Raw genomic sequence first — 26,085 nt, 5'->3', positions numbered from 1 at the left:
AAAGTTTAATGATTTTTTAACCCTTAAGCTTTCGTAAGGCATCAGCCATTGCATTATTCATTGGAGGCGCAGATCTTCTATCTTCCTGCGGTCTTCTAGCTTCTGGGGCTCTTGAAATGCCAGGTCTATTTGCCCTTTGCTCAGGCTTTGAGCCTGCCGACACTTTAGGCGCTTCATCAGAGAGTCTCATGGTTAGTGCAATCCGCTTGCGTTTCTCATCTATCTCCAACACTTTAACCTTCACAACCTGCCCTGCTTTGACTACCGTGTGTGGATCTTTTACAAAGGTATTGGCCAATGCGGAGATATGCACTAAGCCATCCTGATGAACACCAATATCAACAAAAGCACCGAAGGCTGCCACGTTCGTGACAACGCCTTCTAAGATCATATCTACCTTAAGATCGCTGATTTTTTCGACACCATCTTTAAATGTCGCTGTAGTGAACTCCGGACGCGGATCGCGTCCAGGTTTTTCTAATTCCTTAATGATGTCGGTAACTGTAGGAAGACCAAACTTCTCATCGGCATACTTTTCTGGATTCAGCCCCTTGAGTATTGCGATATCGCCAATGACTTCTTTGACGCCCTTCTTGATGTCTTTCAGAATCTTCTCCACCAAAGGATAAGATTCTGGGTGGACAGCAGAGGCATCCAAAGGATCTTTGCCATTCATAATGCGCAAGAAACCAGCCGCCTGCTCAAAAGTCTTATCTCCTAAGCGTGGCACGCTACGCAAGTCTGCCCGTGTCTGAAAAGCACCATGGCTGTCTCGATAAGTCACGATACCTTCAGCAACCGTACTACTCAAACCTGAGACTCTTGCCAATAAGGGTGCAGATGCCGTATTCACGTCAACACCGACCGCATTGACGCAATCTTCCACTACTGCCACTAATGACTTGGCTAACTGAGTCTGCATCACATCGTGCTGATATTGGCCCACCCCAATGGACTTGGGATCAATCTTCACCAGCTCGGCCAGAGGATCCTGCAACCTTCTAGCAATCGATACCGCTCCACGTAAAGATACATCCATGCCAGGCAATTCTTTTGAGGCGTACTCAGAGGCAGAGTAAACCGATGCCCCCGCTTCAGAAACTACAATCTTGATCAGCTTGAGTTCGGGTTTAGCTTTGATTAAATCTTGCGCCAATTTATCAGTCTCACGTGAGGCTGTACCGTTGCCGATCGAGATTAAGTTAGCCTGATGTTTCTCAGCTAATTTAGCCAGCTTATGCAGTGAGCCATCCCAATCATTCTTAGGTTGGTGGGGATAAATCACATCGGTATCCACCACCTTACCTGTCGCATCTACTACTGCAACTTTGACACCGGTTCTCATGCCGGGATCAAGGCCAATAGTAACCTTTGGTCCTGCAGGTGCAGCCGACAGTAAAGCCTTGAGATTACGTGAAAAGACATTAATCGCCTCCGCTTCAGAGCGTTCACGCAAGGAACTCATCAACTCAGATTCCAAGTGCATGGAGCACTTGATACGCCAAGTCCAACGCACGGTCTCTGCGAGCCACTGATCGGCAGGGCGGCCTTCGTTTTTAATCTTGAACTGATTGGCAATACGGGATTCGCAAGGATTGTGTGGTGCGTCCCATTTGGGTTTTTCTTCTTCAGTGTCTAGACGCAAGTTAACCATGAGCATTTGCTCACGACGACCTCTAAATAATGCCAAAGCGCGATGCGACGGAATTGCCGAGATAGGCTCTGAGTAATCGAAGTAGTCCGAGAATTTCTCGCCCTCTTGCTCTTTACCGGCAATGACTTTAGATTCCACAACGCCATGCTCTTGCAAATACGTTCTAAGTGATTGCACCAGCCCGGCATCTTCAGCAAAGCGCTCCATCAAAATCTGACGTGCACCTTCAAGGGCGGCCTTGGTATCAACCACACCAGGGTTATCACCCTGATCGGATGTAAATGCTTCTTTGAGGTATTTGGCTGCTTCCACTTCTGGATCCAACATGGGGTTAGTCAATAAGTCATTAGCCAAAGGCTCTAGTCCAGCCTCCAAAGCGATTTGTGCCTTGGTGCGACGCTTGAGCTTATAAGGGAGATAGAGATCCTCTAAGCGGGTCTTATCTTCTGCCAACATGATGGCTTTGAGTAACTCTGGGGTCATCTTGCCTTGCTCTTCAATCGACGCAACAATTGCTTTGCGACGTTCTTCCAACTCTCGTAAATAACCGAGTCGATCTTCTAATAAACGTAACTGAGTATCGTCCAGACCGCCAGTTGCTTCTTTGCGATAACGTGCAATAAAGGGAACTGTTGCACCCTCATCCATTAATGCAATGGCAGCAGCCACTTGTGCAGGTTTAGCGGATAACTCTTGGGCAAGGCGTTGTTCGATTGATGGCAGCATGAAATGATTAATTTACTAAGGTTTTGAGAATATTGCATTGGAGTAAAAATAAGAGCCACCCAAAGGTGACTCTTATTAACTAACTAGATGACTGATTAAAGCGCCTCAGTGTAGCAACTTCGCGAAATTACTCGCGGGAAGCTTTCTTACGGTCATGCTCTTTCAGATAACGCTTACGGATTCGAACGCTTTTCGGCGTTACTTCAACCAACTCATCATCGCTAATGAATTCAACAGCGTATTCCAAAGTCAAGTCGATTGGTGTCACCAAACGAACCGCTTCATCAGTACCTGAGGAACGTACGTTAGTTAATTGCTTACCTTTAATTGGGTTCACAACTAAGTCATTATCGCGACTATGAATACCAATCACCATGCCTTCATAAACAGGATCGCCATGCTTTACAAACATACGACCACGGTCTTGTAGTTTCCAAATAGCATAAGCAACGGCTTCGCCATCATCTTGGCTAATCAATACACCGTTGTGACGCTCGCCCAAGATGCCGTCTTTAGCTGGGGCATAAGAATCAAATGTATGACTCATCAAGCCGTTACCGCGAGTCATGGTCATGAAATCGCCTTGGAAGCCAATCAGGCCACGCGCAGGAATACGGTACTCAAGACGGGTACGACCTTTTCCGTCACTCACCATATCTTGTAACTCGCCCTTACGCTTACCCAAGTCTTCCATCACAGAACCTTGAGTAGCATCTTCTACGTCAACCGTTAAGTTCTCGTACGGCTCCATCTTGACGCCATTCTCTTCGTGGAAGACAACGCGAGGACGGGAAACTGCCATCTCGTAACCTTCACGACGCATGGTTTCAACCAAAATAGTCAAATGCAACTCGCCACGGCCTGATACTTCAAATACGGTGTCATCATCAGTTTCTTTAACGCGCAAAGCCATATTGGCTTTCAACTCACGATCAAGACGCTCGCGAATTTGGCGGCTAGTTACAAACTTGCCTTCACGACCAGCTAATGGGCTGGTATTCACCATGAAGTTCATGGTTAAAGTAGGCTCATCAATCTTGAGCATTGGCAATGGATCTGGTTTATCAACCGCGCAAACTGTTGTACCAATCGCCAACTCTTCAATACCGTTGATGAGCGCAATATCGCCTGCAAATGCCTCGTCAACGATTTCACGCTCCAAACCTTTAAATTTCAATACTTGGTTAATACGGCCTTTAAATGGCACGCCATCAGGACCGTTCATACAGACCACTTCCATGCCTGACTTCACACGTCCACGGCTAATACGGCCAACACCAATCTTACCGACATAGCTGTTGTAGTCGATAGAAGAAATCTGGAATTGCAAAGGACCATCTGGATCATCATCACGCACAGGTACATATTTCAGAACAGCGTCAAATAATGGACGCATATCACCTTCACGGACATCTTCCGTTGTGCCTGCATAGCCGTTTAAGCCTGATGCATAGATGATTGGGAAATCTAGCTGCTCTTCCGTAGCGCCTAACTTATCAAACAATTCAAAAGTGGCGTTAATTACGTAGTCACAACGTGCGCCTGGACGGTCAACCTTGTTAATCACCACGATAGGCTTTAATCCAAGAGCTAAGGCTTTCTTGGTTACGAAGCGAGTTTGTGGCATTGGGCCTTCAACCGCATCAACCAAAAGCAAAACACCGTCAACCATGGAGAGCACGCGCTCTACTTCACCACCGAAGTCGGCGTGTCCTGGTGTGTCTACGATGTTGATGTGTGTACCGTCATATTCAACCGCACAGTTCTTGGACAAAATAGTAATGCCACGCTCTTTTTCTAAGTCATTTGAGTCCATGACACGTTCGGTCATTTTTTCATTTGAGCGGAATGTGCCAGATTGGCGTAAGAGTTGGTCAACCAAAGTAGTTTTACCGTGGTCAACGTGGGCGATGATGGCGATATTACGAAGTGCGCGTTTAGTCATGTGAAGCTTCTAAAGTTAAGAATATGAAATTCGGGTTAATTAAGGTTAATAAACAAATAAGTCAAAATGATTTAATGGGCAGAAGAAATTAACCGCTTGGGATGCAATACCCCTGAGCGCCAATCTCCAGTACCGATAAAGTTGTGGGGAGCAGCAGTTGCGCGATAGATGCGTACTAGCGCCTCTATCGAGGTTAAATTGAGTGGGACTCGTTGACCCATCTCTAAACGTTTTGCCTGCTGCTCATCTACCGTGAGATGCGGCAAGGTTTGCAAGAGTGCATCGACTGGCAAGATATAGCTTGAGCTTTCTTGCAAGCCTTTCTGAATGGATTCGATTGTGAAAGACTGCTCTAAAGTGAGGTGACCTACTTCAGTGCGGCGCAAGCCAACCAAATGCGCACCACAACCCAAAGCTTTGCCAATATCCTCTGCCAAGACGCGGATGTAAGTACCTTTACTACAGCTGACTTCTAGAGTAGCTTCAGGCCAATTGATATTGGTCCAACGAATCGCATGAATCGTAATATTTCGTAGAGCACGCTCTAACTCAACACCAGCACGAGCATATTCATATAAAGGCTTACCATCGCGCTTAAGCGCAGAATACATTGGTGGAACCTGACTAATGGGGCCAGTAAATGCTGGTAGCAATGACTCTAAGGCCAGCTTCAGTGCAACTTCATCAGCAAATACTGGGAGCGGCAACTCTTCTATGATGAGGCCTTCAGCATCGCCAGTATCAGTACGCTGACCAAATTTCACTTGGGCGATGTAAGTCTTATTGGCTTCCAATAAATCCTGAGAGTATTTCGTTGCCTCACCCAAACAAATAGGTAGTAGGCCTGTAGCCATTGGATCCAATGTACCTGTATGACCAGCTTTTTCCGCATTAAATGCACGCTTCACAGCAGTAACAGCTCCTTGCGAGCTCATGCCAGCAGGTTTATCAAGCAAGACAACGCCATCGATACGTACAGACATAGCTATTTACGCGTTCTCGTCTTTGCGATCACTATCCACTGCCTGATCAATTAAGCGAGACATTTCAATGCCATGCTCAACTGAACTGTCATAGTGAAAATGCAGGGTTGGCACAGTATGAATATGCAAACGCTTAAATAATAAGGAATGTAAATAACCCGCTTTATCCTGGAGTGCCTTCAATGCCACCTCAGGCTCAGCGCCTAAAACAGTAAAGAAGACTTTTGCGTGTGCCAGATCTGGCGTCAGTTCAATACTTTGTAAAGTAATCAAACCTAGACTCGGGCTACGCAATTCACGAGGAATGAGCTCGGCCAGGTCTCGCTGAATTTGATCGGCGAGACGCTGGTTACGATGAGGGCTAGTTTTATGCATTAACTGGGTAGCTCTTAAAGCGTTCTAGCGACTTCAGTCACTTCAAATGCTTCCAGTTGATCACCCTCTTTAATGTCGTTGTAGCCTTTTAATGACAAGCCACACTCAACACCGGCACGAACTTCTTTTGCATCATCTTTAAAGCGCTTGAGAGAATCTAACTCACCACTCCAGATAACGACGTTTTCACGCAAGAGACGAACACTAGAGTTACGCTTGACAACACCATCGAGCACCAAGCAACCTGCAATCGCGCCAACTTTAGATACCAAGAAGACTTGACGAATCTCCACCATACCGGTGATTTCTTCTTTCTTATCTGGTGTCAACATACCGCTCAAGGCTGCCTTCACTTCATCAACTGCGTCATAAATAATGTTGTGATAACGAATATCCACGCCATTATTCTCAGCCAACTTACGCGCCGCACCATCCGCGCGAGAGTTAAAGCCAATAATGACTGCCTTAGAAGCAACTGCTAAGTTCACGTCAGTTTCAGTAATGCCACCCACTGCTGCATGAACGATTTGAACCTTCACCTCTACAGTAGAGAGCTTTTGCAATGACTGTGACAATGCTTCTTGGGAACCTTGTACGTCTGCCTTAATGATCAGCGGCAACAACTTAGCTTCTATCGCGCCCTCTTCCATGTTTTCCATCATGGTTTCAAGTTTGAATGCTTGCTGTTTGGCTAACTTCACATCACGGAACTTGCCTTGACGGAACAGTGCGATCTCGCGTGCTTTACGCTCGTCAGGGACTACTTGCACTGATTCACCAGCCGCAGGGACCTCAGATAAACCTTGAATCTCTACGGGGATAGATGGGCCAGCTTCATTACATGGCTTACCGTTTTCATCCAACATCGCACGAACACGACCATAGGTTGAGCCGGCCAGCAACATATCACCACGCTTCAGCGTTCCAGATTGAACAAGAACAGTAGCAACTGGACCACGTCCTTTATCTAAACGCGCCTCAATCACTAGACCTTGAGCTGGAGCTTCTTGCGCTGCTTTGAGCTCTAAAACCTCGGCTTGTAAGAGTACGTTCTCGAGTAATGCATCGATACCGTCGCCTGTTTTGGCAGAAACACCAATGAATGGCACATCGCCGCCGTATTCCTCGGGAACTACTTGCTCTGCTACCAACTCAGTTTTGACGCGCTCTAAATTAGCCTCAGGCTTATCAATCTTATTGATTGCCACAACGATAGGAACACCCGCTGCTTGAGCATGGTGAATCGCTTCCCTGGTTTGTGGCATCACACCATCATCTGCCGCAACTACTAAGATCACGATATCCGTTGCCTTAGCACCGCGAGCACGCATAGCCGTAAAGGCTTCGTGACCCGGAGTATCGAGGAAGGTAATCATGCCGCGTGGGGTTTCGACGTGATAAGCGCCAATGTGCTGAGTAATGCCACCAGCTTCGCCAGTAGCAACCTTAGCCGCACGAATCTTATCGAGCAAAGATGTTTTACCGTGGTCAACGTGACCCATCACTGTGACTACTGGTGGACGTGGCAATAACTCCGCATCGTGACCAGCTGTACCCAAATCTAAATCGGGGTCATCTAATTTGGCAGCATGTGCTGTGTGGCCCATTTCCTCAACGATGATCATTGCCGTATCTTGATCCAAGATCTGGTTAATCGTGACCATCTGACCCATACCCATCAAGAGCTTAATCACTTCAGCACTCTTCACGGCCATGGCGTGAGCTAATTCGGCAACAGTAATGGTTTCTGGAACATTGACATCACGAACAATAGCTTCCGTAGGTACCTGGAAATTGGTATCGACATTGGCTTCAGCAATTTGACGTTGCTTTCTTCTGCCACCGCCCGAACGCCAACCACCCACACCACCAGAGCTGTCACCACGAGTTTTAAGGCCGCCCGGTTTCTTGGCACCCTCTTCTTGCCAAGTAGATGAAGTCTCTGCAGACTTAATTGTCTTACCACCAACTTTAGCAACTGCTTTTTTCTTATCGTCAGCACCTTCAACCTTGGCAGGTTTATGCAAAGTGCCTTTTTTAGCTTCTTCAGTAGCAATTTCACTTGGCGCTTTGAGAACACGTGCAGGCGTACTCATCATGTCGCGAATCGCTAGAGCTTCAGCTTCAGCAGCGGCACGACGTTTTGTAATATCCGCTAACTGAGCCTTATTGGCATCAGCGATGTCCTTAGCAGCCTTGTCAGCTTGCGCTTTCTTTTCCGCAGCTTTAGCTACCGCTGCATCTCCATCCGATTTGGAGGATTTCTCAATCGCTGACTCAGCCACACTTGCAGCCGCTGCCGCATCAGCTTCTTTTTGGCGAGCATCTTCTGCAGCTTTCATTTCAGCTTCTTGACGAGCTAACAACTCGGCTTGACGAGTAGCTTCAGCTGCGCGTTTTTCTAGCTCTTCAGCAGAAAGAATGGGCTTAGCAGATGCCGGAGGAGAAACTTCCTTGGCCGCTGGGGCTGGAGTCTCTTCAGGAGCTTTTTCTCCGGCCTTAACGAGCACGCGCTTTTTACGAACCTCAACCTGAACGGTGCGAGTGCGCCCAGCAGAATCTGCCTGACGAATCTCAGAGTTTTCGCGCTTGATTAAAGTAATCTTTTTACGACTACCTGTATCAGCACTGCCATGCTCTTTCTGCAAATGCTCAAGCAGGACAGTCTTGTCCTTTTCGGTAATGCTGTCGTCCTCAGAACCTTTTTCGATACCGGCCGCCTTCAATTGCTCCAGAAGGTCTGGCGCGGTACGTTTTAATTCTTTAGCGAGTACTTTTACTGTTGTTGCCATGCACTACTTCCTCTCATGAAGTAAACCAATGTTCGCGCGCTTTCATGATGAGCGTTTTCGCGGTTTCTTCGTCAATTTGTGTCGCCTCAACTAGCTCATCAACAGCTAGTTCAGCTAAGTCGTCACGGGTATGAACTTGATTGTCAGCAAGCTTTGCAACCAATTCAGTGGTCATTCCCTCAAGGGAACGTAAATCTTGTGAGACTTCGCCAACACGCTCTTCTTTAGCTAATTCCATAGTCAAGAGAGAGTCGCGCGCACGAGTACGCAATTCGTTTACGGTATCTTCATCAAAAGAATCAATTTCTAACATTTCAGAAAGGGGTACATAAGCAACCTCTTCCAATGTGTTGAAACCTTCTTCGATCAAGATATCAGCAACTTCTTGGTCAACGTCCAATTTATCCATGAACAATTGGCGTACAGAAGCAGCTTCTTTTTCAGTTTTCTCAGCAGATTCTTCTGGAGTCATGATGTTGATCTGCCAACCAGTCAATTCACTAGCCAAGCGAACGTTCTGTCCACTGCGGCCAATTGCAATTGCCAAGTTCTCTTCATCAACCACTACGTCCATCGCATGACGCTCTTCGTCAACCACGATAGAAGATACTTGCGCTGGAGCTAAGGCACCAATCACAAACTGCGCTGGATCTTCAGACCACAACACAATATCCACTGCCTCACCAGCCACCTCGTTACGCACTGCAGTAACACGTGTGCCACGAACGCCAACGCAGGTACCGATTGGATCGATACGCTTGTCATAAGTAATCACAGCAATCTTTGCGCGGATACCAGGATCACGTGCTGCACCCTTAATCTCCAATAAACCTTGTTCCATTTCTGGAACTTCGTTCTCAAATAATTTGATCAAGAAATCTGGGCAGGTACGTGAGAGCTCAATCTGTGGGCCACGGGCTTCACGATCCACTTTGAGGATGTAAGCACGAACACGGTCGCCAGAACGCAGATTCTCTTTTGGAATCATTTGATCGCGACGCAGCAAGGCTTCAACGCGACCAGACTCAATAATCAAACCATTTTTGTCGGCACGCTTTACAGTGCCGGTCATGACTTTTTCGCCACGCTCAAGGTAGTCGTTCAGAATCTGCTCACGCTCAGCATCCCGAATGCGTTGCAAGATCACTTGCTTAGCAGCTTGTGCGCCAATACGGCCAAAGGCTAAAGACTCAATTTGTTCTTCGATGTATTCACCAACTTCCATATCCGGAAATTGCTCGAGGGCTTCGAAATGCAGAATTTCCTTATCAGGCTCTTGGAGACCCGCTTCATCAGGAACAACCAACCAACGACGGAAGGTTTCGTATTCACCAGACTCGCGATCAATCGATACACGAATATCCACATCTTCTGTCGGATAACGCTTCTTAGTGGCTGATGCCAACGCCATTTCTAGCGCCTCAAACACAATCGCTTGATCTACGTTCTTTTCACGCGCTAAGGCGTCTGCCAACATGAGAACTTCTCGGCTCATGACTTTCTTCCTTTGAAATCAATAACAGGGACCAACCGAGTCTTATCGACCTCGGCTAAAGAAAACTCCAATTGAGACTCAGCGCCATCAGCGCCTTCAAACAACAAACCAAATTTCGCATCAGGTGAATCCAACTCACCACTCAGCAAACCTTGCAATACACCACGAAACTTCTTGCGATCGCCAGCGGCAACCCGCAATTTCAAATCCACTTCCATTCCGGAGAAGCGCTCGTAATCAGCCGCTGATTTAACAGGGCGATCTAGACCAGGAGAAGAAATCTCTAGACGCTCAAAGGGAATGTTTTCAACTGGCAAGGTGTAGCTCAGTTGATGACTTACCTTTTCGCAATCCTGGACATTAATCAAACGCTCATAATCCGGGTTTTCAATCGTGACGCGCAGTAAACCTCCGGCTTCACGCTCAATATCGACTAGCGTGTAACCTAGGTTTTCTACCTCCGCAGAAATAATCCGCTGATCCTTCACAAATACCCTTCAATCCAAAACGGCAAAAAAAAATGGGCTTCAAAGCCCATATTCTCGAAATTCAGAACAGGCCGACTTACGTTGATCGCAACATCAGTCGGTAACAACACAAAACAGCAGCGAACTGCTGTAAGTCCAAAATTATAGCCGATTTAGAGGAAAACTCATCAAAATCAGAAGCTTTCGCTTGGATTTCGCGGTTTTCGAGGGCCTTTATTGAAGGGTTTGCGCCCTTTTGGTGCCCCTCGTTTAGGGCCATTTCCAGGGCTTTGAGGGCTTGCCGTTACAAAAGCAGACTGTCCGTGATGGACTTTCTTACCTTTATTCCGGTTCTGACCCTGACCGCCTTGGCCACCACCTTGACCGCCCTGTGCGCCTGCGCCTGGACGTCCACCCTGAGTACGGCCCCGGAAAGGACCGCGCCCCTCACTCGAACCACCGCCGCCAGGTTTGCCACCTCGACCTTGATGCGTCAAGGCGCCATGACCGCTAGCCTGGGTTAATGCATCCCGTGAACCCCAATAAGAAACTGAGGTTTGCATTGGGTCTGGCTGAAAATCTCCGTTGGAAGCAGGATTCCGGTCTCGTCCGTGAGCTCCAGAACTTGGGCTACGACCCTTATCTTGGGGTTGAGGCATTTTTAAGCCTGCAAACTTCATTAAGTTATAGATACCGCCGGCTTCAATCTCTTCCCACTTACCCCGCCTCAAGCGTGGAGGCAATAAGAAAATGCCATAACGAGTACGAATCAAGCGAGAGACGACATGTCCGACTGCTTCAAACATGCGGCGCACCTCACGGTTACGGCCTTCAGTCAAAGCAACGTGGTACCAACGGTTTGCACCTTCCCCACCACCCATAGAAAGACGTAAGAATTTGGCTTGGCCATCATCTAAGGTAACGCCGCTCTTTAATTGAGTCATATTTTCTTGACTCAGATCACCCAAAATACGGACAGCGTACTCGCGCTCAACACCGTAACGAGGATGCATCAAGCGATTCGCTAACTCGCCTGAAGTTGTAAATAGCAATAGCCCTTCAGTATTAAAGTCCAGACGCCCAACCGCAATCCAACGTCCTTGACGTGGCTTTGGCAAACGATCAAAAACAGTTGGACGACCCTCTGGATCAGACTGACTAACGATTTCACCAGAAGGCTTGTGATACATGATCACGCGCGGTGGCTTAGTCTGAATCTTGCGATGCACTGGCTTGCCGTTAATGCGTACTTGATCGGCAGGTCCGATGCGCTGACCAATATGGGCTGGCAATCCATTTACTGATACGCGCCCTTGAATAATCAAGTCTTCCATATCGCGACGTGAACCCATGCCGACATCAGCTAATACCTTGTGCAGCTTGACAGTATCTTCGTCGTCAGCCTCATCATCCAAGCCATCTAAATCTGACCAAACTTCATCACGTAAGCTGAGCGGCAAATCATCGATGTTGGCAAATTGCAAACTGCTCATCTCATCATCGCTAGGCCCATCTGCATCATCGTCATGACGCACGCGTTGTGCCCGACGCTCTGCACCAGTTTGATGAGAAATCTCATTCTCATTCACACCATCTGGATTCTTAACTTCAAGCACTTCAGGCGCATCTAATGCAGCATCGAATTCTCCAGAGACTACTGAAGCAAATAAGGCTTCGCTCTCTGCTGCATTCGGAGCCAGCTTGGCGGCTGCATGATTAGCACCCTCACGCGCTCCACCACCCTCGCCCTCGCGACGGGGCCGATCTTTATTAAATGGACGCTTCTTATTAAATGGCTTGCCAGCACCCGCACCCTGACGGCGTGGACGACGTGGACCGCCTTCGCGCCCTTCGCCTTTTGCACCCTCTGAATGATTGGGCGCAGACTCAGAGCTAGAGGAATTATCCGATGTCGGTTTAATCGGAGATGAATCGTTTTCGTTATGACTTGTCATTAATAATTATTTTTGTTCGTCTGGCTTGTCTTCAGACTCTGGAGTAACTTCTTCTACTACTTCACTTGTCTCTTGACTGATGGATTCTTCGTTTACCAATGCTTCATCTGTTAATTGGATGATAGGCTGCCCGTTTTCATCTAACTCAATGACTGTCTCAACAGTAGCGCTAGGATCAAATTCCATTACCGCCTGACCTAATTGCGCAGCTGCCGCCATTGGCGCAGCGTCTTCCAACATTGGTAAGCTTTGTAAATTAGTCAGGCTCAAGTCGTCTAGAAATTGCTTAGTAGTGGCATATAAACCTGGGCGGCCAATAGTCTCTTTATGACCAATCACCTCAACCCAACCCCGATCCTCTAACTGCTTCATCACATTGCTGCTTACTGCAACACCACGAATCTCTTCGATCTCGCCACGAGTAACCGGCTGACGGTAGGCAATAATCGCCAAGGTTTCCATCACCGCACGAGAATACTTTGGCGGCTTTTCTGGGGTCAAACGATCAAGATATTCACGCATTGCCAAGCGGCTCTGAAAGCGCCAACCTGTTGCAATGTGGACTAACTCCATGCCTTTGTCTTCCCAGGCTTTTTGAAGTTCTAAAAGAGCATCGTCAATTTCGCCGGCAGCAATATCTTCGACAAATAAGCGCGTCATATCAGCAACTGTGAGTGGTTCTTGCGCGCACAAGAGAGCTGTTTCAATTACGCGTTTATTGTGATCATCCATAAAATTCGGGCTATCAGGTAAGGACCTGATGAGACTATAAAAATGTATTTCAGTAATGGGTTGGCAGTGTTCTGGTGGTGCTATTTAGCTACAACGGGCAATTGACCTCCGAAAATCACATTGGAGAACTGCCTGCGCTCAAATAAAGTCTTTTTCGCTCACCTTCGGCCATTATAAGGGAGGCTCAATACAATAGCTATATGCACGAAATTACAGCCATAACCCCTCTTTTATCCCCCGAGGCCGACACAAGACGTCGTTTTCTTGGTTTAGGCTTAGGTTTAGGAGCCCTCATTGGAGGCTCAAGTCTAACTGGGTGTAGCTTAATGGGCAGTCGCAAGCCTGTCATTGGCCTTGTCTTAGGGGCAGGTGCCGCTCGAGGTTTTGCCCATGTGGGTGTCATCAAAGCATTAGAGGCACAAGGTATTCGGCCCGATATCGTGGTCGGTAGTAGTGCTGGAAGCGTGATTGCGGCACTACTTGCCTCTGGCGCCACCGGAAATGATCTCAATCGGCTAGCCTTAAATCTGGATGAAGCAACCATAGCCGACTGGGGGCTCCCCTTTGCCGGAAGGTTTGGAGGCCTCATTAAAGGGGACGCTCTGCAAAATATGGTGAATCGTGAAGTACAAAATAAGTCTATCGAACAAATGCGCATACCCTTGGGGATTGTGGCAACTGAACTGCAATCAGGCAAAGGTATTTTGTTTCGCTCGGGCAATACAGGTCTAGCGGTACGTGCCTCCTGCAGTGTTCCAGGCGTATTCCAGCCAGCAGTCATTAGCGGTAAAGAATATGTTGACGGCGGCCTAGTTGCTCCAGTACCAGTAAGTTATGCCAGGCAGATGGGCGCAACACTAGTGATTGCAGTCAACATCTCGTCAGAACCCGTTCATCAAGATGCCAGCGGAACCTTTGGCGTTATGCAGCAAACGATATCCATCATGCAGCGAAGTATTAATCAGTATGAGCTCAAGAGCGCCGATATTGTAATTACGCCTCACCTGAAGCAAATGAGTAGCGGTGACTTTAAATCCAGAAATGCCGCCATCCTTGCTGGAGAGGTTGCCGCACAGGAGCAAATGGCGCTAATTAAGGAGAGACTGAAGGGCTGAAAATATTTCAGCTGGAGACTTAGAGACTACGAGATTTGCGTTTGAGTTTATTCACTTCATTCAACAACTCTTTACGCTCTGCATCACCCAAGTTGTCACTGCCATCTAAGCGGCGAGCGCCATCAAAGCGCTTGTCCCAGTAAAGACTACCAAGGTCGTCCACACGCACACTAGTGCCTTTGGATGGGGAATGAATAAATTTATTGTCGCCAACATAAATGCCGACATGCGAGAAAGTTAAACGCATGGTGTTAAAGAACACTAAATCGCCAGGTTGTAATTCTTCACGAGTAATGGGTTTGCCCACTCGGCTCATTTGAGTCGATTTGCGAGGTAATAAAAAACCCAGTTTGTCTTTAAAAACGTAGCCAACAAAACTACTGCCGTCCAAACCGGATTGGGGCAACTCGGCATCCCAGCGATAACGCACACCAATCACTTCCATAGCGCGGTTAATTAATTCTTCTGATTTGCCGGTAACGGAGTCTGCCAAACGATCTGACACGCGAGCAAAGTAAGACTTGCCTGCCTGAAACATAGTTTCTTTTGGAGTCTCTTTGGCCACTTCTGCGGGCACGTCTTTTGCAGCATCAGCAACAGCGTCTACCGCTCGCGCAGGATTAGCAGCCAATATGATTGCAATCAGCGCAGCGATCGGCAACTGCTTAATCAGCGTTGGCAAGAGGTCTTTTTTAAGGGACATCGCTCGATTCTAACAAAGAAGACCTATTTCACCAAGCACTTAGCCTTGGGATAACTCTATGTTTTTAATAGTATATTTGCCATTATGGGGCATAAATAAACCACTTTAGGCCCTTGCGGAGCCATTTAACTCAGTTCTTAGCTCAGTTCAGCGGCTGCAAAAAGCTCTTTGGTGTAAGTCTGACGAGGGTGCTGAATGAGGGTCTCAGTATCACCAAACTCCACCACCCTACCCCCTTTGAGCACCATCACCTCATGTGACATTGCCCGAATGACCGCCAAATCATGGCTAATCATCAAATAGGCTAAGTTGTATTTTTTCTGGAGCTCAGTCAACAAAGCGAGCACCTGTTTTTGAATCGATACATCTAATGCCGAAGTTGGCTCGTCTAATACCAAGATCTGCGGCTTCAAAATCAAAGCGCGAGCAATCGCAATTCGCTGCCTCTGACCACCAGAGAATTCATGGGGATAACGCGTGAGAGCGGAACGATCAATTCCTACCTCTCGCAAAATATCGAGGACGCGGGACTCACGCTCCGCTGCAGACAAATTCGGAAAGTGCACATCCAAACCCTCTGAAACAATTTGCATTACGTTCATGCGTGGAGAGAGCGAACCAAATGGATCTTGAAAAATCACCTGCAAACTCGAGCGCATGGCTCGGCGCTCTTGTGGTTTTAACTGTTGCCAATCCTTGCCTAATATATCTACTGTGCCCGCGATCTCTGCTGCAGAATCACCTAACAAGCCTAAAACCGCCATACCTAAAGTAGTCTTACCTGATCCAGACTCACCAATCACTCCGATAGTCTGACCTTGCTTCAGTTCAAAGCCGACCTTACGCAGCACTTGATGACGCGGAGATTTTTTAAACCAAGCGGTGGACTCTGTACCTGGATAAGAGACAGATAAGCTCTCCGTTTTTAATAACACCGGTGCCAAAGGCATTACTGGCGCTAAATCGCGCACAGGCTCACTATTTACCAAGGCTTTGGTATACGCATTGTCTGGATGCTCAAAGACTTGCTTTGTAGGTCCCACTTCCATCAGGTTGCCCTGATTGAGAACTGCAACGCGCTGAGCAAAATGTTTAACTAAGTTCAGATCATGCGTGATCAATAGGATTGCCATGCCACCGTGATCCTTAGACTCTTCTTGCAACTCTTTAAGTAAATCCAAAATCTGCAAACGCAAGCTGACGTCTAAAGCGGTAGTTGGCTCATCTGCAATGAGTAATCTGGGTTTACAAGCTAATGCCATCGCAATCATGGCGCGTTGACGCTGTCCACCAGATAATTGGTGAGGATATGAATGAAAGCGCTTCTCTGGTTCGGGAATACCGGTTTTCTTGAGCAACTCGATTGCCGTAGATATCCCATCAGCCTTAGTGATCAATGGTTCATAAATTTGTACCGCCTCAACAATCTGATTGCCGATAGTAAACAAAGGGTTGAGCGCAGTCATCGGCTCCTGAAAAACCATCGCAATCTCACGACCACGAATTTCACGAATAGCTTGTATAGGCAAATCCAACAAATTCACTGGTGGAGAGCTAGCATCTGTACTCTTGCCACTCCACAAAATTCGACCAGATGTTTTTGCACCCTCCGGCTCAAGGCGAAGTGGCGCCAATGCAGTCAGCGTCTTACCTGAACCAGACTCTCCAACCAGCGCAACTCGCTCGCCCACACCAATCTCTAGATCAAGATGGCTCACGGCAAATTTTTCACGCCGACCCGAACCAAAGGAGATTGAAAAATCTTCATAGCGCAGGAGTGGAACTGCAGTTTTCACGGAACTCATGAACGGCCTCCACTCATCGCGCCAGATTTACGAGAATCAAAGGCATCACGCAAAGCCTCACCCATAAAAGTGAGTAAGAGTAAGGTAGCTACTAAAACAATAAAGGTCGATAGTGAAATCCACCACGCATCTAAATTACTTTTTCCCTGAGAGAGCAACTCACCCAGACTCGGCGTTCCTGGTGGCACACCTAAACCTAGGAAATCTAAACTCGTGAGCGATAAGATCGCCGCACTCATTCTGAAGGGAAGAAAGGTAATCACGGGCGTCAGGCTGTTCGGCAAAATATGACGGCGCATGATTTGAAGATTGGTTAAGCCCAATGCTCGGGCTGCACGAACGTACTCTAACGCGCGATTGCGAAAGAACTCAGCACGCACATAGTCAGATAAACCCATCCAACCAAATGCTGCCAGCAAAATAATCAGCAGCCAAATGCTTGGGTTAAAGATAGAGGCAAAGATGATGAGTAGATACAGCTCTGGCATCGCCGACCAAATCTCAATCAAACGCTGAGAAACCAGATCGAACTTGCCGCCAAAGAATCCCATTAAAGAGCCGGTAAGAATGCCCACACTGACACCAACTATGGTGAGAGCTAATCCAAACAAAATCGATAAGCGAAAGCCATAAATTAAACGTGACAAAACATCGCGCCCACGATCATCCGTGCCTAACCAGTTATCAAGCGATGGTGGTGCAGGATTAGGCACTTTTGAGAAGTAATTGAGCGTTTCATAGCTATAGGGGATGGGTGGATAAATTGCCCAATTACCATTGCTAGTAATGTTGTGGCGAATATCCGGATCTAAGAAATCGGTTGGCGTCGCAAAGTCACCGCCAAACACTCGCTCAGGTTGTGACTTCACAATGGGGAAATAGAATTTCCCCTCGTAGCGAACAATGAGGGGTTTGTCATTCGCAATCAACTCTGCAACCATGGACAGGCCAAATAGGATCATGAAGATCCACAGGCTGGCATAACCCATGCGACTATTTTTAAAGCGATGCCAGCGACTCATGAGCCACCTCCCGCACCAAACTGGATGCGCGGGTCAATGTAGACGTAACAAAGATCCGAAATTAACTTCGTGAACAAGCCAATTAATGTGAACAGATAGAGTGTTCCAAAAACGACTGGGTAGTCACGTCGCATCACGGACTCATAGGAAAGTAAACCCAATCCGTCTAGGGAAAATAGGGTTTCGATCAATAGTGAACCTGTAAAGAAAGCGCCAATAAATGCCGCCGGAAACCCAGTCACCAGGGGAAGAAGCGCATTGCGGAACACATGTTTCCACAGCACTTGTTTTTCGGTCAGGCCTTTGGCTCTCGCTGTTAATACATACTGCTTACGAATCTCCTCTAGGAAGGAGTTTTTAGTCAGCATGGTGATCACGGCAAAGCTGCCCAAAACTGAAGCAGTAATTGGTAAAACTAAATGCCATAAATAGTCCATGACCTTACCCATCATGCTGAGCTCACTCCAATTATCTGAAGTTAGCCCTCGTAAGGGGAATATCTGCAAGAAACTGCCGCCACCGAAAATGACGAGCAATAAAACGCCCAGTACAAAACCTGGAATGGCATAGCCCACCAAAATCATCGAACTAGTTACCGTATCAAAGCGAGAGCCATCTCTGACTGCCTTGGCTATACCCAAGGGTATCGATACCAAATACGTCAGAAAGAAAGTCCACAAACCAATGCTGATAGAAACAGGTAATTTTGAGACTACTAATTGCCAAACACTTTGGTGTTGGTAGTAGCTCTGACCCAAATCAAATTGTGCAAAACGCTTTAGCATCATGAAATAGCGCTCTACTGGCGGCTTATCAAAACCATACAAAGCCTTCACCTCGGCTAAACGCTCCGCATCCACTCCTTGGCGGCCACGATAGTTAGTTCCACCACCAGAGGACTCCGCTCCACTGACTGCGGCATCACCCTTACCCTTGAGTTCTAATATCAACTGCTCAACTGGACCACCAGGTACAAATTGCACCACAGCAAATGTCAGAGTTAAGACACCTAACAAGGTGGGAATCATCAAGAGCACACGCTTGAAAATATATGACCACATTTGTCCTTGCATTAGCGCGCCCCCTCTTTCCACCAATTGAGCGGAATCCAAGATTCAGCGGTGTAATACAGGGGGGGCTCCGGATAGCGCATCTCCTTACGATACGCGATTCGATGTGTCGGGTTGTACCACTGAGGAATAACGAAGTAACTATTCCAAAGAACACGGTCTAAAGCTCTAGTAGCTGCACGTAACTCTTCGCGAGTCTGAGCTTTCACAATCGCATCTACCAAAGCATCAACTACGGGTGACTGGACCCCAATCACATTGTCAGAGCCTTTTTCTTTTGCGGCCTCACTACCAAAGCGATCCCATAATTCATTACCTGGGCTTTGTGAATCAGGAAAACGAATGGTAGTCATATCAAAGTCGTATTCATCCATACGCTTCTGATGCAAAGCAAAGTCACTAGTCCGAATGTCTACCGCAATACCCAGCTTCTCTAAATTACGAACGTAAGATGAAATCACTCTTAAGAAAAATGGGCCGTCTTCGACCATCTCAAATCGGAAAGGCTCACCCTGCATATTCCGTAATGCACCATCACGATATTGCCAACCAGCCTGAGCCAATAAATCACGTGCTTTGCGTAGGTTCTGACGCAAGCTATCTGGCGAAGCAGTTGAGGGTGCTGGAGGCATTGGATCGAAGACAGCATCAGGCACCCATTTAGGATATTGCGCTTTTAGAGGCTTGAGTAATTTCAACTCCGCTTCAGTAGGCTTGCGAGGACCATCGAAATTAGCACTCAGATCACTGTTCGTAAAGTAGCTATTGATGCGACTGTATTGCTCAAAGAAGAGTTGGCGATTTAACCACTCAAAGTCAAGCGCGTACCCTAAGGCTTGTCGTACCCGTGGATCCTGAAAAATCGGTCGACGTACATTCATTGCAAAACCTTGCATGCCAGCGCCATTGTGATTGAGAAACGCCTTCTTCTCTAAGGTGCCATCATTAAATCTAGGACCCACATAACTCTTAGCCCAATTCTTTGCACGGTACTCCACTAATGCATCAAACTCCCCGGCCTTAAAAGCCTCAAGACGAACGGCATCATCACTATAGAGCTTGTAGTTCACGCGATCAAAGTTATAAAAACCAACACGGACATTGAGTGGCTTAGCGCCTTGATCGGCCCAGTAATTGGGGTTACGTTTAAAGATCATGGTCTTGCCAGCTTTATAAGACTCAATCACATACGGTCCACTGGCTATTGGGTGCTCAAAGGTCAACTTATCAAATGGGGTAATACTGCCATCGGGCTTCTTACCCCAGTTGCGAGAGAACACCGGTACGGTACCCACCATCACTGGTAATTCAGGATTGCGATTCTTAAAGTCAAAGCGGATCACGCGGTCCGAGACAACTACTGCTTGCTTCACATCGGCATACACCGTTTTAAATTGTGGATTGGCAAGTGAGCTCATCAAGGTATCAAAGCTATGCTTTACGTCACCGGCCAAAATCGCATTGCCATCTGAAAACTTTGCCTCAGGTCGAATCCGAAATACCACTGACATCTTGTCAGGCGCCACTGCAATATCTTCAGCAATCAGACCATAGGCACTAGAGACCTCATCTGCACTACCCACCGCCAAAGACTCGAACATCAGTTGAGCGATACCAGGGGCTGTCACGCCACGCAGCGTAAATGGATTGAACTTATCAAAGCTAGTGCGACGATCGGGGTTAGGCAAAGTTAAGGTACCACCCCTAGGCACCTGAGGATTGACGTAATCAAAATGGCTAAATCCATCAGCGTATTTGGGCTTACCGTATTGAGCAATCCCCTGCGCGCCATGAGCCGAATTAAGCGCCACCCCAGCCAGAAGGGCTAAGAGTAGCAAATTGGGGATTTGGCGGATGGCGGGGAGCATGGGCATATATGCAACAATTGTAGATAGCAAATCACATTTGAAGCAAAGGACACAATATGGGCTTTCTCGCTGGCAAAAAAATTCTGATTACCGGCCTTCTTTCTAACCGCTCTATTGCCTACGGTATTGCCAAGGCATGCCATCGCGAAGGGGCTGAACTGGCCTTTACCTACGTTGGAGAGCGCTTTAAGGATCGTATTGTCGATTTTGCTAAAGAATTCAATACCGAACTGATTTTTGACTGCGACGTTGGTAGCGATGAGCAAATTTCCGCCCTTTTTAAGGATTTAGCTAAGACTTGGCCGCAGTTTGATGGTTTTGTTCATGCGATTGGCTTTGCACCACGTGAAGCCATTGCTGGCGACTTTTTAGAAGGTCTCTCTCGTGAAGGCTTCAAAATAGCTCACGACATCTCTGCTTACAGCTTCCCAGCGATGGCAAAAGAAGCTCTACCCATGTTGCGTGACAAATCTTCTTTATTGACGCTGACTTACCTCGGCAGCTTACGCAACGTTCCTAACTACAACACCATGGGGCTTGCTAAGGCCTCACTTGAAGCCTCGGTACGCTATATCGCCGGCTCGGTTGGACCTAAAGGCATTCGCGCTAACGGAATCTCTGCTGGCCCAATTAAAACGTTGGCTGCCGCCGGCATTAAAGGCTTTGGCAAGATTTTGGAAGCAGTTGAACAAACTGCTCCAATGCGTCGCAATGTCACGATTGATGATGTCGGTAACACTGCTGCCTTCTTACTATCTGATTTAGCAAACGGCATCACTGCTGAAATCATTTATGTCGATAACGGCTTTAGCCAAGTGGTTGGTGGCATGGACGAAGTTTGAGCGTTCCACTGCGCGAGGCCCTGAAGTTTTGGGCCAAACTGGGCTTTATTAGTTTTGGTGGGCCCGCAGGACAAATCGCAGTCCTTCATCAAGAGCTAGTTGAAAAGCGTCGCTGGATTTCAGAGCGGCGTTTTTTACATGCGCTCAACTATTGCATGTTACTGCCGGGACCTGAAGCCCAGCAGTTAGTCACTTACATCGGCTGGCTAATGCACCGCACTTGGGGTGGTGTTATCGCAGGCACCCTCTTTGTACTACCCTCACTATTGATATTGATCGGACTATCTTGGGTCTACCTTACCTTTGGACAAGTTCCTTGGATTGCCGCAATCTTTTTTGGCATCAAACCCGCCGTCACCGCAATCATCCTCCATGCCGCAGTGCGGATTGGTAAGCGCACGATTCACAATCAAGCGCTGCGTATGATCGCGCTCGGATCTTTCCTGGCGATCTTTGTTCTTAACCTTGCATTTCCACTGATTGTTGTTTGTGCTGCCTTGATGGGCGTTTGGGGCGGTAGACGCTACCCAGAATATTTTCAGCAAATTGCAGCCCACGATAAATCAACAGAGGTGCACGCTCCCGCAATGATTGATGATCACACCCCTACTCCAGACCACGCTAAGTTCTCTAAAAAGAAACTGGCATTGCATGGCTCGGTTGTTCTTGCGCTCTGGCTAATTCCGTTTATTTCCTTGGTACTAATCTTTGGCTGGAAAACACTCTACCCGCAAATTGCTTGGTTCTTCACTAAAGCCGCCTTCCTCACCTTTGGTGGTGCATACGCAGTTCTACCCTATGTCTACCAAGGCGCAGTAGATCAATTTCAATGGCTCAGTGCAGGTCAGATGATGGATGGTTTAGCGCTCGGAGAAACTACTCCAGGACCACTCATCATGGTGGTGGCTTTTGTTGGTTACCTCGCCGGCCATATTCAGCATCTGATTGGTAATAGCAATCCATTTTGGTTTGGGGTGCTTGGTGCTTGCGTAGCTACCTGGTTTACTTTTTTACCGTCTTTTTTCCTGGTGCTAGTCGGTGGTCCACTGATTGAATCTACACATGGCAAGCTGAGCTTTACTGCGCCCCTCACAGCAATCTCTGCAGCAGTAGTTGGCGTCATCGCCAATCTGGGCTTGTTCTTTGCGTATCACGTCTTTTTTCCGCATGGCCTTGGAGGTTCAATCTCATGGATTTCGATGGTGATTGCCCTGCTTGCAGCTGTGGCACTCTTTCAGTTTCAAAAAGGGGTGATTAGTGTATTAACTGGCTCTGCTCTAGCCGGCTTACTGAGCTATTTGTTAGCCAGTTTATTGATCTAAGTCGACTTTATTAGGGGCTGAAATTGGCATAATGGAACTTATGCGAATCGAACCCCAAACTATTACTCATCTCCAGGAATGGCTCGGTAAAACTGAGACCCTTCAAGACATTATCACTGCGGCACCTGTCAGAGCTTTATCAGCAACGCTCGATCGACCTGACGTTGCGCCCGTTGCAGGAACCTTTCTGCCAGAGTTATGGCATTGGCTCTATTTTTTACCTTGCGCTCTTCAATCCGAAATTGGCCTTGATGGTCACCCAAAGCGTGGTGGCTTTTTGCCCCCCGTACCATTGCCGCGTCGCATGTGGGCCGGTAGTCGAGTTGAATGGTTAGCGCCTCTGGCAGTTGACGATGAAATCGAACGCGTCTCTAGAATTGAATCCGTTACACACAAAGCGGGTCGCACTGGTGATCTTATCTTTGTATTGGTCAAACATACTATCTCTAATCAAAATGGCTTGGCCTTAGTTGAAGAGCATGACATTGTGTATCGCGATGCTCCCGGACCAGACGATAAGCCAGTTGCACCAACACCAGCCCCTACTGGAGCGACATGGTCTAAAACAATTACCCCTGATGATGTTTTGTTATTCCGCTACTCAGCACTAACATTTAATGGCCATCGCATACATTACGATCGCAAATACGTTACTGAAGTAGAGGGTTATCCTGGCTTAATTGTTCATGGGCCATTAATTGCCACTTTGCTAGTGGATCTTGTACGCCAAAGTATTCCAGGCTGCACGCTCAAGAGCTTTGAGTTCCGCGCCATACGCCCTACTTTTGATATCAATTTATTTAAGGTCAGTGCCAAGCCTGATTTGGAGAGAGATACTTCTGGAAAAACGATCTCCATTTGGGCCGAGGATCACGAAGGCTGGCTCACCATGCAAGCCACTGCAGTTTTAGCTTAGGAAATATTGACTGAATGACTACTTCACACTTATCTAAAGCCTTAGCTACATTTGCCTCTGAATTAAAGATTGGCGATATTCCTCAAGAGGTAATTGCGCGCACCGAAGATTTACTAGTCGATTGGTTCGGCTCTGCGATTGCTGGTAAAGGATCGCGCCCAGTAGAAACGATGACGCAGTTTGCGCAAAACATGGGCGGCTTTAATACCGCTAATCCTGGTTCTGCTGAAATTCTGATTAATCGTCAGAGCTCAAGCCCTTTCTTGGCAGCACTTGCAAATGCAGCAGCTTCACATGTAGCAGAGCAAGATGATGTTCACAATGGCTCCGTCTTTCATCCAGGCACAATAGTATTTCCTGCAGCATTAGCAACGGCGCAAACGATTGGTGCATCAGGTGAAGATCTTTTGGTAGCCGCCGTTGCAGGCTATGAAGTCGGTATTCGGGTTGGTGAATTTTTAGGTCGATCACACTACAAAACATTTCATACCACTGGTACTGCAGGCACCTTGGCTGCTGCCGCTGCAGTAGGTCATCTACTCAAACTAAACCCAACACAAATGCTGCACGCCTTTGGTTCAGCAGGAACGCAATCGGCCGGCCTTTGGGAATTTCTGCGCGATGCCGCTGACTCTAAGCAACTGCATACTGCGCACGCTGCCTCTACTGGCTTGATGTCAGCTTACCTAGCGCAATCTGGGTTTACGGGTGCCGAACATATTTTGGAAGGCAAGCAAGGTTTAGCAGCTGGCATGTCGAGTGATGCAGATCCTAGCAAGCTGATTGATCGATTGGGTAGTCGCTGGACTATAGCTGAGACGAGCTTTAAATATCATGCCTCATGTCGTCATACTCACCCTGCCGCAGATGCATTGTTACAAGTGATGCTGACACATCACCTCAAGCCTAGCGATATCGCTAAAGTAGAAACCTTAGTTCATCAGGGTGCAATTGATGTGCTTGGCCCAGTGACTGATCCTGCGACTGTGCACCAATCTAAGTTCTCTATGGGGACTGTATTAGCCTTAATTGCTCACTATCAATTTGCAGGCCTACAAGAATTTGATCAACACTTTCATGATCAAGCCATTTGCGCATTCCGTGATCGCGTCACGATGATTCTGGATCCCGAAGTGGATGGCGCCTATCCTCAACGCTGGATTGGCAAAGTCAAAGTCTATTTAAATAGTGGCGAGGTTTTAGAAGGTCGCGTTGACGAACCCAAAGGTGATCCTGGCAATACTCTCAGCCGCGCTGAAATTACCGATAAGGCTATGCGCCTTGCTGCATTTAGTGGCGGCGCAAGTCCCACTGAGATGAGCGCTGCTATTGAGCGCTTGTGGAATATCCGCAAGCAGTCCAAGATAGGCATGCTGATCTCCTAAATCTCTGCCTCATATTTTATAAAGCCACATACATGAATCCACTTGATACACCTATCGGCTTTAGCAGCACTTTCTTATTCGTTCCAGGAACGCGTCCAGAGCGATTTATTAAAGCACTCGATAGTGGTGCTGATGGCGTCATCATCGATTTAGAAGATGCGGTTGCCCAGGAAGACAAGGAATCTGCCCGTGCTGCAATACGTGCTGATTGGCCTTCATTTACCGCAGAACAAAAAAAGCGTCTGATTATTCGCTCAAATTCTCCTGGCAGTCATTTTTATGCGGCAGACCTGATTTTGGTTCAAGAGTTAGATGTAGCTTGCTTACTCATTCCAAAAAGTGAGTCACTCGATCAAATTAATGGTGCAGCACAAATGCTTCCAAACACAGCCATCATTCCGATGATTGAGACTGCCATCGGTCTTGATCGCCTAAATGAAATCGCAAACTCTGAACAAGTATTGCGCCTAGCATTAGGCAATATCGATCTACAAGCAGATCTAGGGATGGTTTGTGATGCACCAGAAACTGAACTACAAACTGCACGCTTTCAGATTGTGTTGGCCTCACGCTTAGCCCAAATTGCCCCTCCAATAGACGGGGTTACTCCCTCTACTGACAATATTGAGCGCATTACGGAAGATGCGGAGCGTGCCAAAAGAATGGGCTTTGGTGGCAAGCTGTGCATACACCCTAAACAGGTTTCCCTAGTGAAGGATTCCTTTATGCCTACTGCTGCAGAAGTGTCTTGGGCTCATCGCGTTATCGAGGCAGACAAGGCATCCAAAGGAGGTGCAGTGAAATTAGATGGCCGCATGATTGACCGTCCAGTTGTTCTGCTGGCCCAAAGAACTCTAGCGATTGCTGGTAAACCCTAAAGCCGATAGCATTTAATAGTGGCAAAATTAGTAAG

General features: G+C 47.5%; 20 protein-coding genes. 6 read left to right on the top strand and 14 right to left on the bottom strand.

Features of this window, described 5'->3' with window-relative positions; genetic code table 11:
• Positions 1-16: 16 nt before the first annotated feature.
• The 9 genes from C2759_RS03460 to scpB all read right to left on the bottom strand — a co-directional run bounded on the left by C2759_RS03460 (position 17) and on the right by scpB (position 13,124).
• Positions 17-2,380, bottom strand: a complete 2,364-nt coding sequence (locus C2759_RS03460) for a Tex family protein (protein ID WP_215356287.1) — start codon at positions 2,378-2,380, stop codon at positions 17-19.
• Between the two features lie 127 nt (positions 2,381-2,507).
• On the bottom strand, positions 2,508-4,325 hold the full coding sequence (gene typA / locus C2759_RS03455) for a translational GTPase TypA (protein ID WP_215356286.1): 1,818 nt from the start codon (positions 4,323-4,325) through the stop codon (positions 2,508-2,510).
• A gap of 71 nt (positions 4,326-4,396) precedes the next feature.
• Positions 4,397-5,308, bottom strand: a complete 912-nt coding sequence (truB, locus tag C2759_RS03450) for a tRNA pseudouridine(55) synthase TruB (RefSeq protein WP_215356285.1) — start codon at positions 5,306-5,308, stop codon at positions 4,397-4,399.
• 6 nt (positions 5,309-5,314) lie between these two features.
• Positions 5,315-5,683, bottom strand: a complete 369-nt coding sequence (gene rbfA / locus C2759_RS03445; RefSeq protein ID WP_015420788.1) for a 30S ribosome-binding factor RbfA — start codon at positions 5,681-5,683, stop codon at positions 5,315-5,317.
• 14 nt (positions 5,684-5,697) lie between these two features.
• Entirely contained in the window at positions 5,698-8,475 is a 2,778-nt protein-coding gene (gene infB / locus C2759_RS03440; protein ID WP_215356284.1) for a translation initiation factor IF-2, read from the bottom strand.
• A 13-nt stretch (positions 8,476-8,488) separates the two neighbouring features.
• Positions 8,489-9,970: a transcription termination factor NusA gene (nusA, locus tag C2759_RS03435; protein ID WP_046329860.1), complete on the bottom strand. Its 1,482-nt coding sequence runs from the start codon at positions 9,968-9,970 to the stop codon at positions 8,489-8,491.
• Positions 9,967-10,458: a ribosome maturation factor RimP gene (gene rimP / locus C2759_RS03430; RefSeq protein ID WP_046329859.1), complete on the bottom strand. Its 492-nt coding sequence runs from the start codon at positions 10,456-10,458 to the stop codon at positions 9,967-9,969. Before rimP ends, nusA begins: the two co-directional genes overlap by 4 nt.
• Before the next feature lie 173 nt (positions 10,459-10,631).
• Entirely contained in the window at positions 10,632-12,392 is a 1,761-nt protein-coding gene (rluB, locus tag C2759_RS03425) for a 23S rRNA pseudouridine(2605) synthase RluB (protein WP_215356283.1), read from the bottom strand.
• A gap of 6 nt (positions 12,393-12,398) precedes the next feature.
• Entirely contained in the window at positions 12,399-13,124 is a 726-nt protein-coding gene (gene scpB, locus C2759_RS03420; RefSeq protein ID WP_215356282.1) for an SMC-Scp complex subunit ScpB, read from the bottom strand.
• A gap of 200 nt (positions 13,125-13,324) precedes the next feature.
• Here scpB and C2759_RS03415 point away from each other — a divergent pair, with 200 nt between their 5' ends.
• Positions 13,325-14,239, top strand: a complete 915-nt coding sequence (locus C2759_RS03415) for a patatin-like phospholipase family protein (protein ID WP_215356281.1) — start codon at positions 13,325-13,327, stop codon at positions 14,237-14,239.
• A 19-nt stretch (positions 14,240-14,258) separates the two neighbouring features.
• Here the strand turns inward: C2759_RS03415 and C2759_RS03410 are convergent, their stop codons facing one another.
• From C2759_RS03410 to C2759_RS03390, 5 genes are all read right to left on the bottom strand, one after another.
• Positions 14,259-14,942, bottom strand: a complete 684-nt coding sequence (locus tag C2759_RS03410) for a C40 family peptidase (protein ID WP_215356280.1) — start codon at positions 14,940-14,942, stop codon at positions 14,259-14,261.
• Positions 14,943-15,079: 137 nt separating this feature from the next.
• Positions 15,080-16,747 (bottom strand): ABC transporter ATP-binding protein, encoded by a 1,668-nt coding sequence (locus C2759_RS03405; RefSeq protein ID WP_215356279.1) that lies wholly within the window; start codon positions 16,745-16,747, stop codon positions 15,080-15,082.
• On the bottom strand, positions 16,744-17,769 hold the full coding sequence (locus C2759_RS03400) for an ABC transporter permease (RefSeq protein ID WP_215356278.1): 1,026 nt from the start codon (positions 17,767-17,769) through the stop codon (positions 16,744-16,746). The genes C2759_RS03405 and C2759_RS03400 overlap by 4 nt, the downstream gene beginning before the upstream one ends.
• Entirely contained in the window at positions 17,766-18,830 is a 1,065-nt protein-coding gene (locus C2759_RS03395) for a microcin C ABC transporter permease YejB (protein WP_215356624.1), read from the bottom strand. The genes C2759_RS03400 and C2759_RS03395 overlap by 4 nt, the downstream gene beginning before the upstream one ends.
• 11 nt (positions 18,831-18,841) lie before the next feature.
• Complete coding sequence (locus C2759_RS03390; protein ID WP_215356277.1) at positions 18,842-20,713, bottom strand: extracellular solute-binding protein; 1,872 nt, start codon at positions 20,711-20,713, stop codon at positions 18,842-18,844.
• Positions 20,714-20,763: 50 nt separating this feature from the next.
• On the opposite strand from C2759_RS03390, the gene fabI reads away from it, so the two are divergent.
• Genes fabI through C2759_RS03365 form a run of 5 tightly spaced genes read left to right on the top strand, consistent with a single transcriptional unit; the run spans position 20,764 to position 26,050 of the window.
• Positions 20,764-21,549 carry an enoyl-ACP reductase FabI gene (fabI, locus tag C2759_RS03385; RefSeq protein ID WP_215356276.1) on the top strand — a complete coding sequence of 262 codons (786 nt, stop codon included), beginning with the start codon at positions 20,764-20,766 and terminating at the stop codon, positions 21,547-21,549.
• Entirely contained in the window at positions 21,546-22,871 is a 1,326-nt protein-coding gene (chrA, locus tag C2759_RS03380) for a chromate efflux transporter (RefSeq protein ID WP_215356275.1), read from the top strand. Before fabI ends, chrA begins: the two co-directional genes overlap by 4 nt.
• A gap of 31 nt (positions 22,872-22,902) precedes the next feature.
• Positions 22,903-23,787: a MaoC family dehydratase N-terminal domain-containing protein gene (locus C2759_RS03375; protein ID WP_215356274.1), complete on the top strand. Its 885-nt coding sequence runs from the start codon at positions 22,903-22,905 to the stop codon at positions 23,785-23,787.
• A gap of 14 nt (positions 23,788-23,801) precedes the next feature.
• A complete protein-coding gene (locus C2759_RS03370) occupies positions 23,802-25,172 on the top strand; it encodes an MmgE/PrpD family protein (RefSeq protein WP_215356273.1) in 1,371 nt (456 codons plus the stop codon).
• 32 nt (positions 25,173-25,204) lie between these two features.
• Complete coding sequence (locus tag C2759_RS03365) at positions 25,205-26,050, top strand: CoA ester lyase (RefSeq protein ID WP_215356272.1); 846 nt, start codon at positions 25,205-25,207, stop codon at positions 26,048-26,050.
• Positions 26,051-26,085 lie beyond the last annotated feature (35 nt).

Source organism: Polynucleobacter sp. MG-Unter2-18, assembly GCF_018687675.1.
GTDB lineage: Bacteria > Pseudomonadota > Gammaproteobacteria > Burkholderiales > Burkholderiaceae > Polynucleobacter.
Note: the sequence above shows the minus strand (reverse complement) of the source record. Positions and strands in the feature narration are given on the sequence as shown.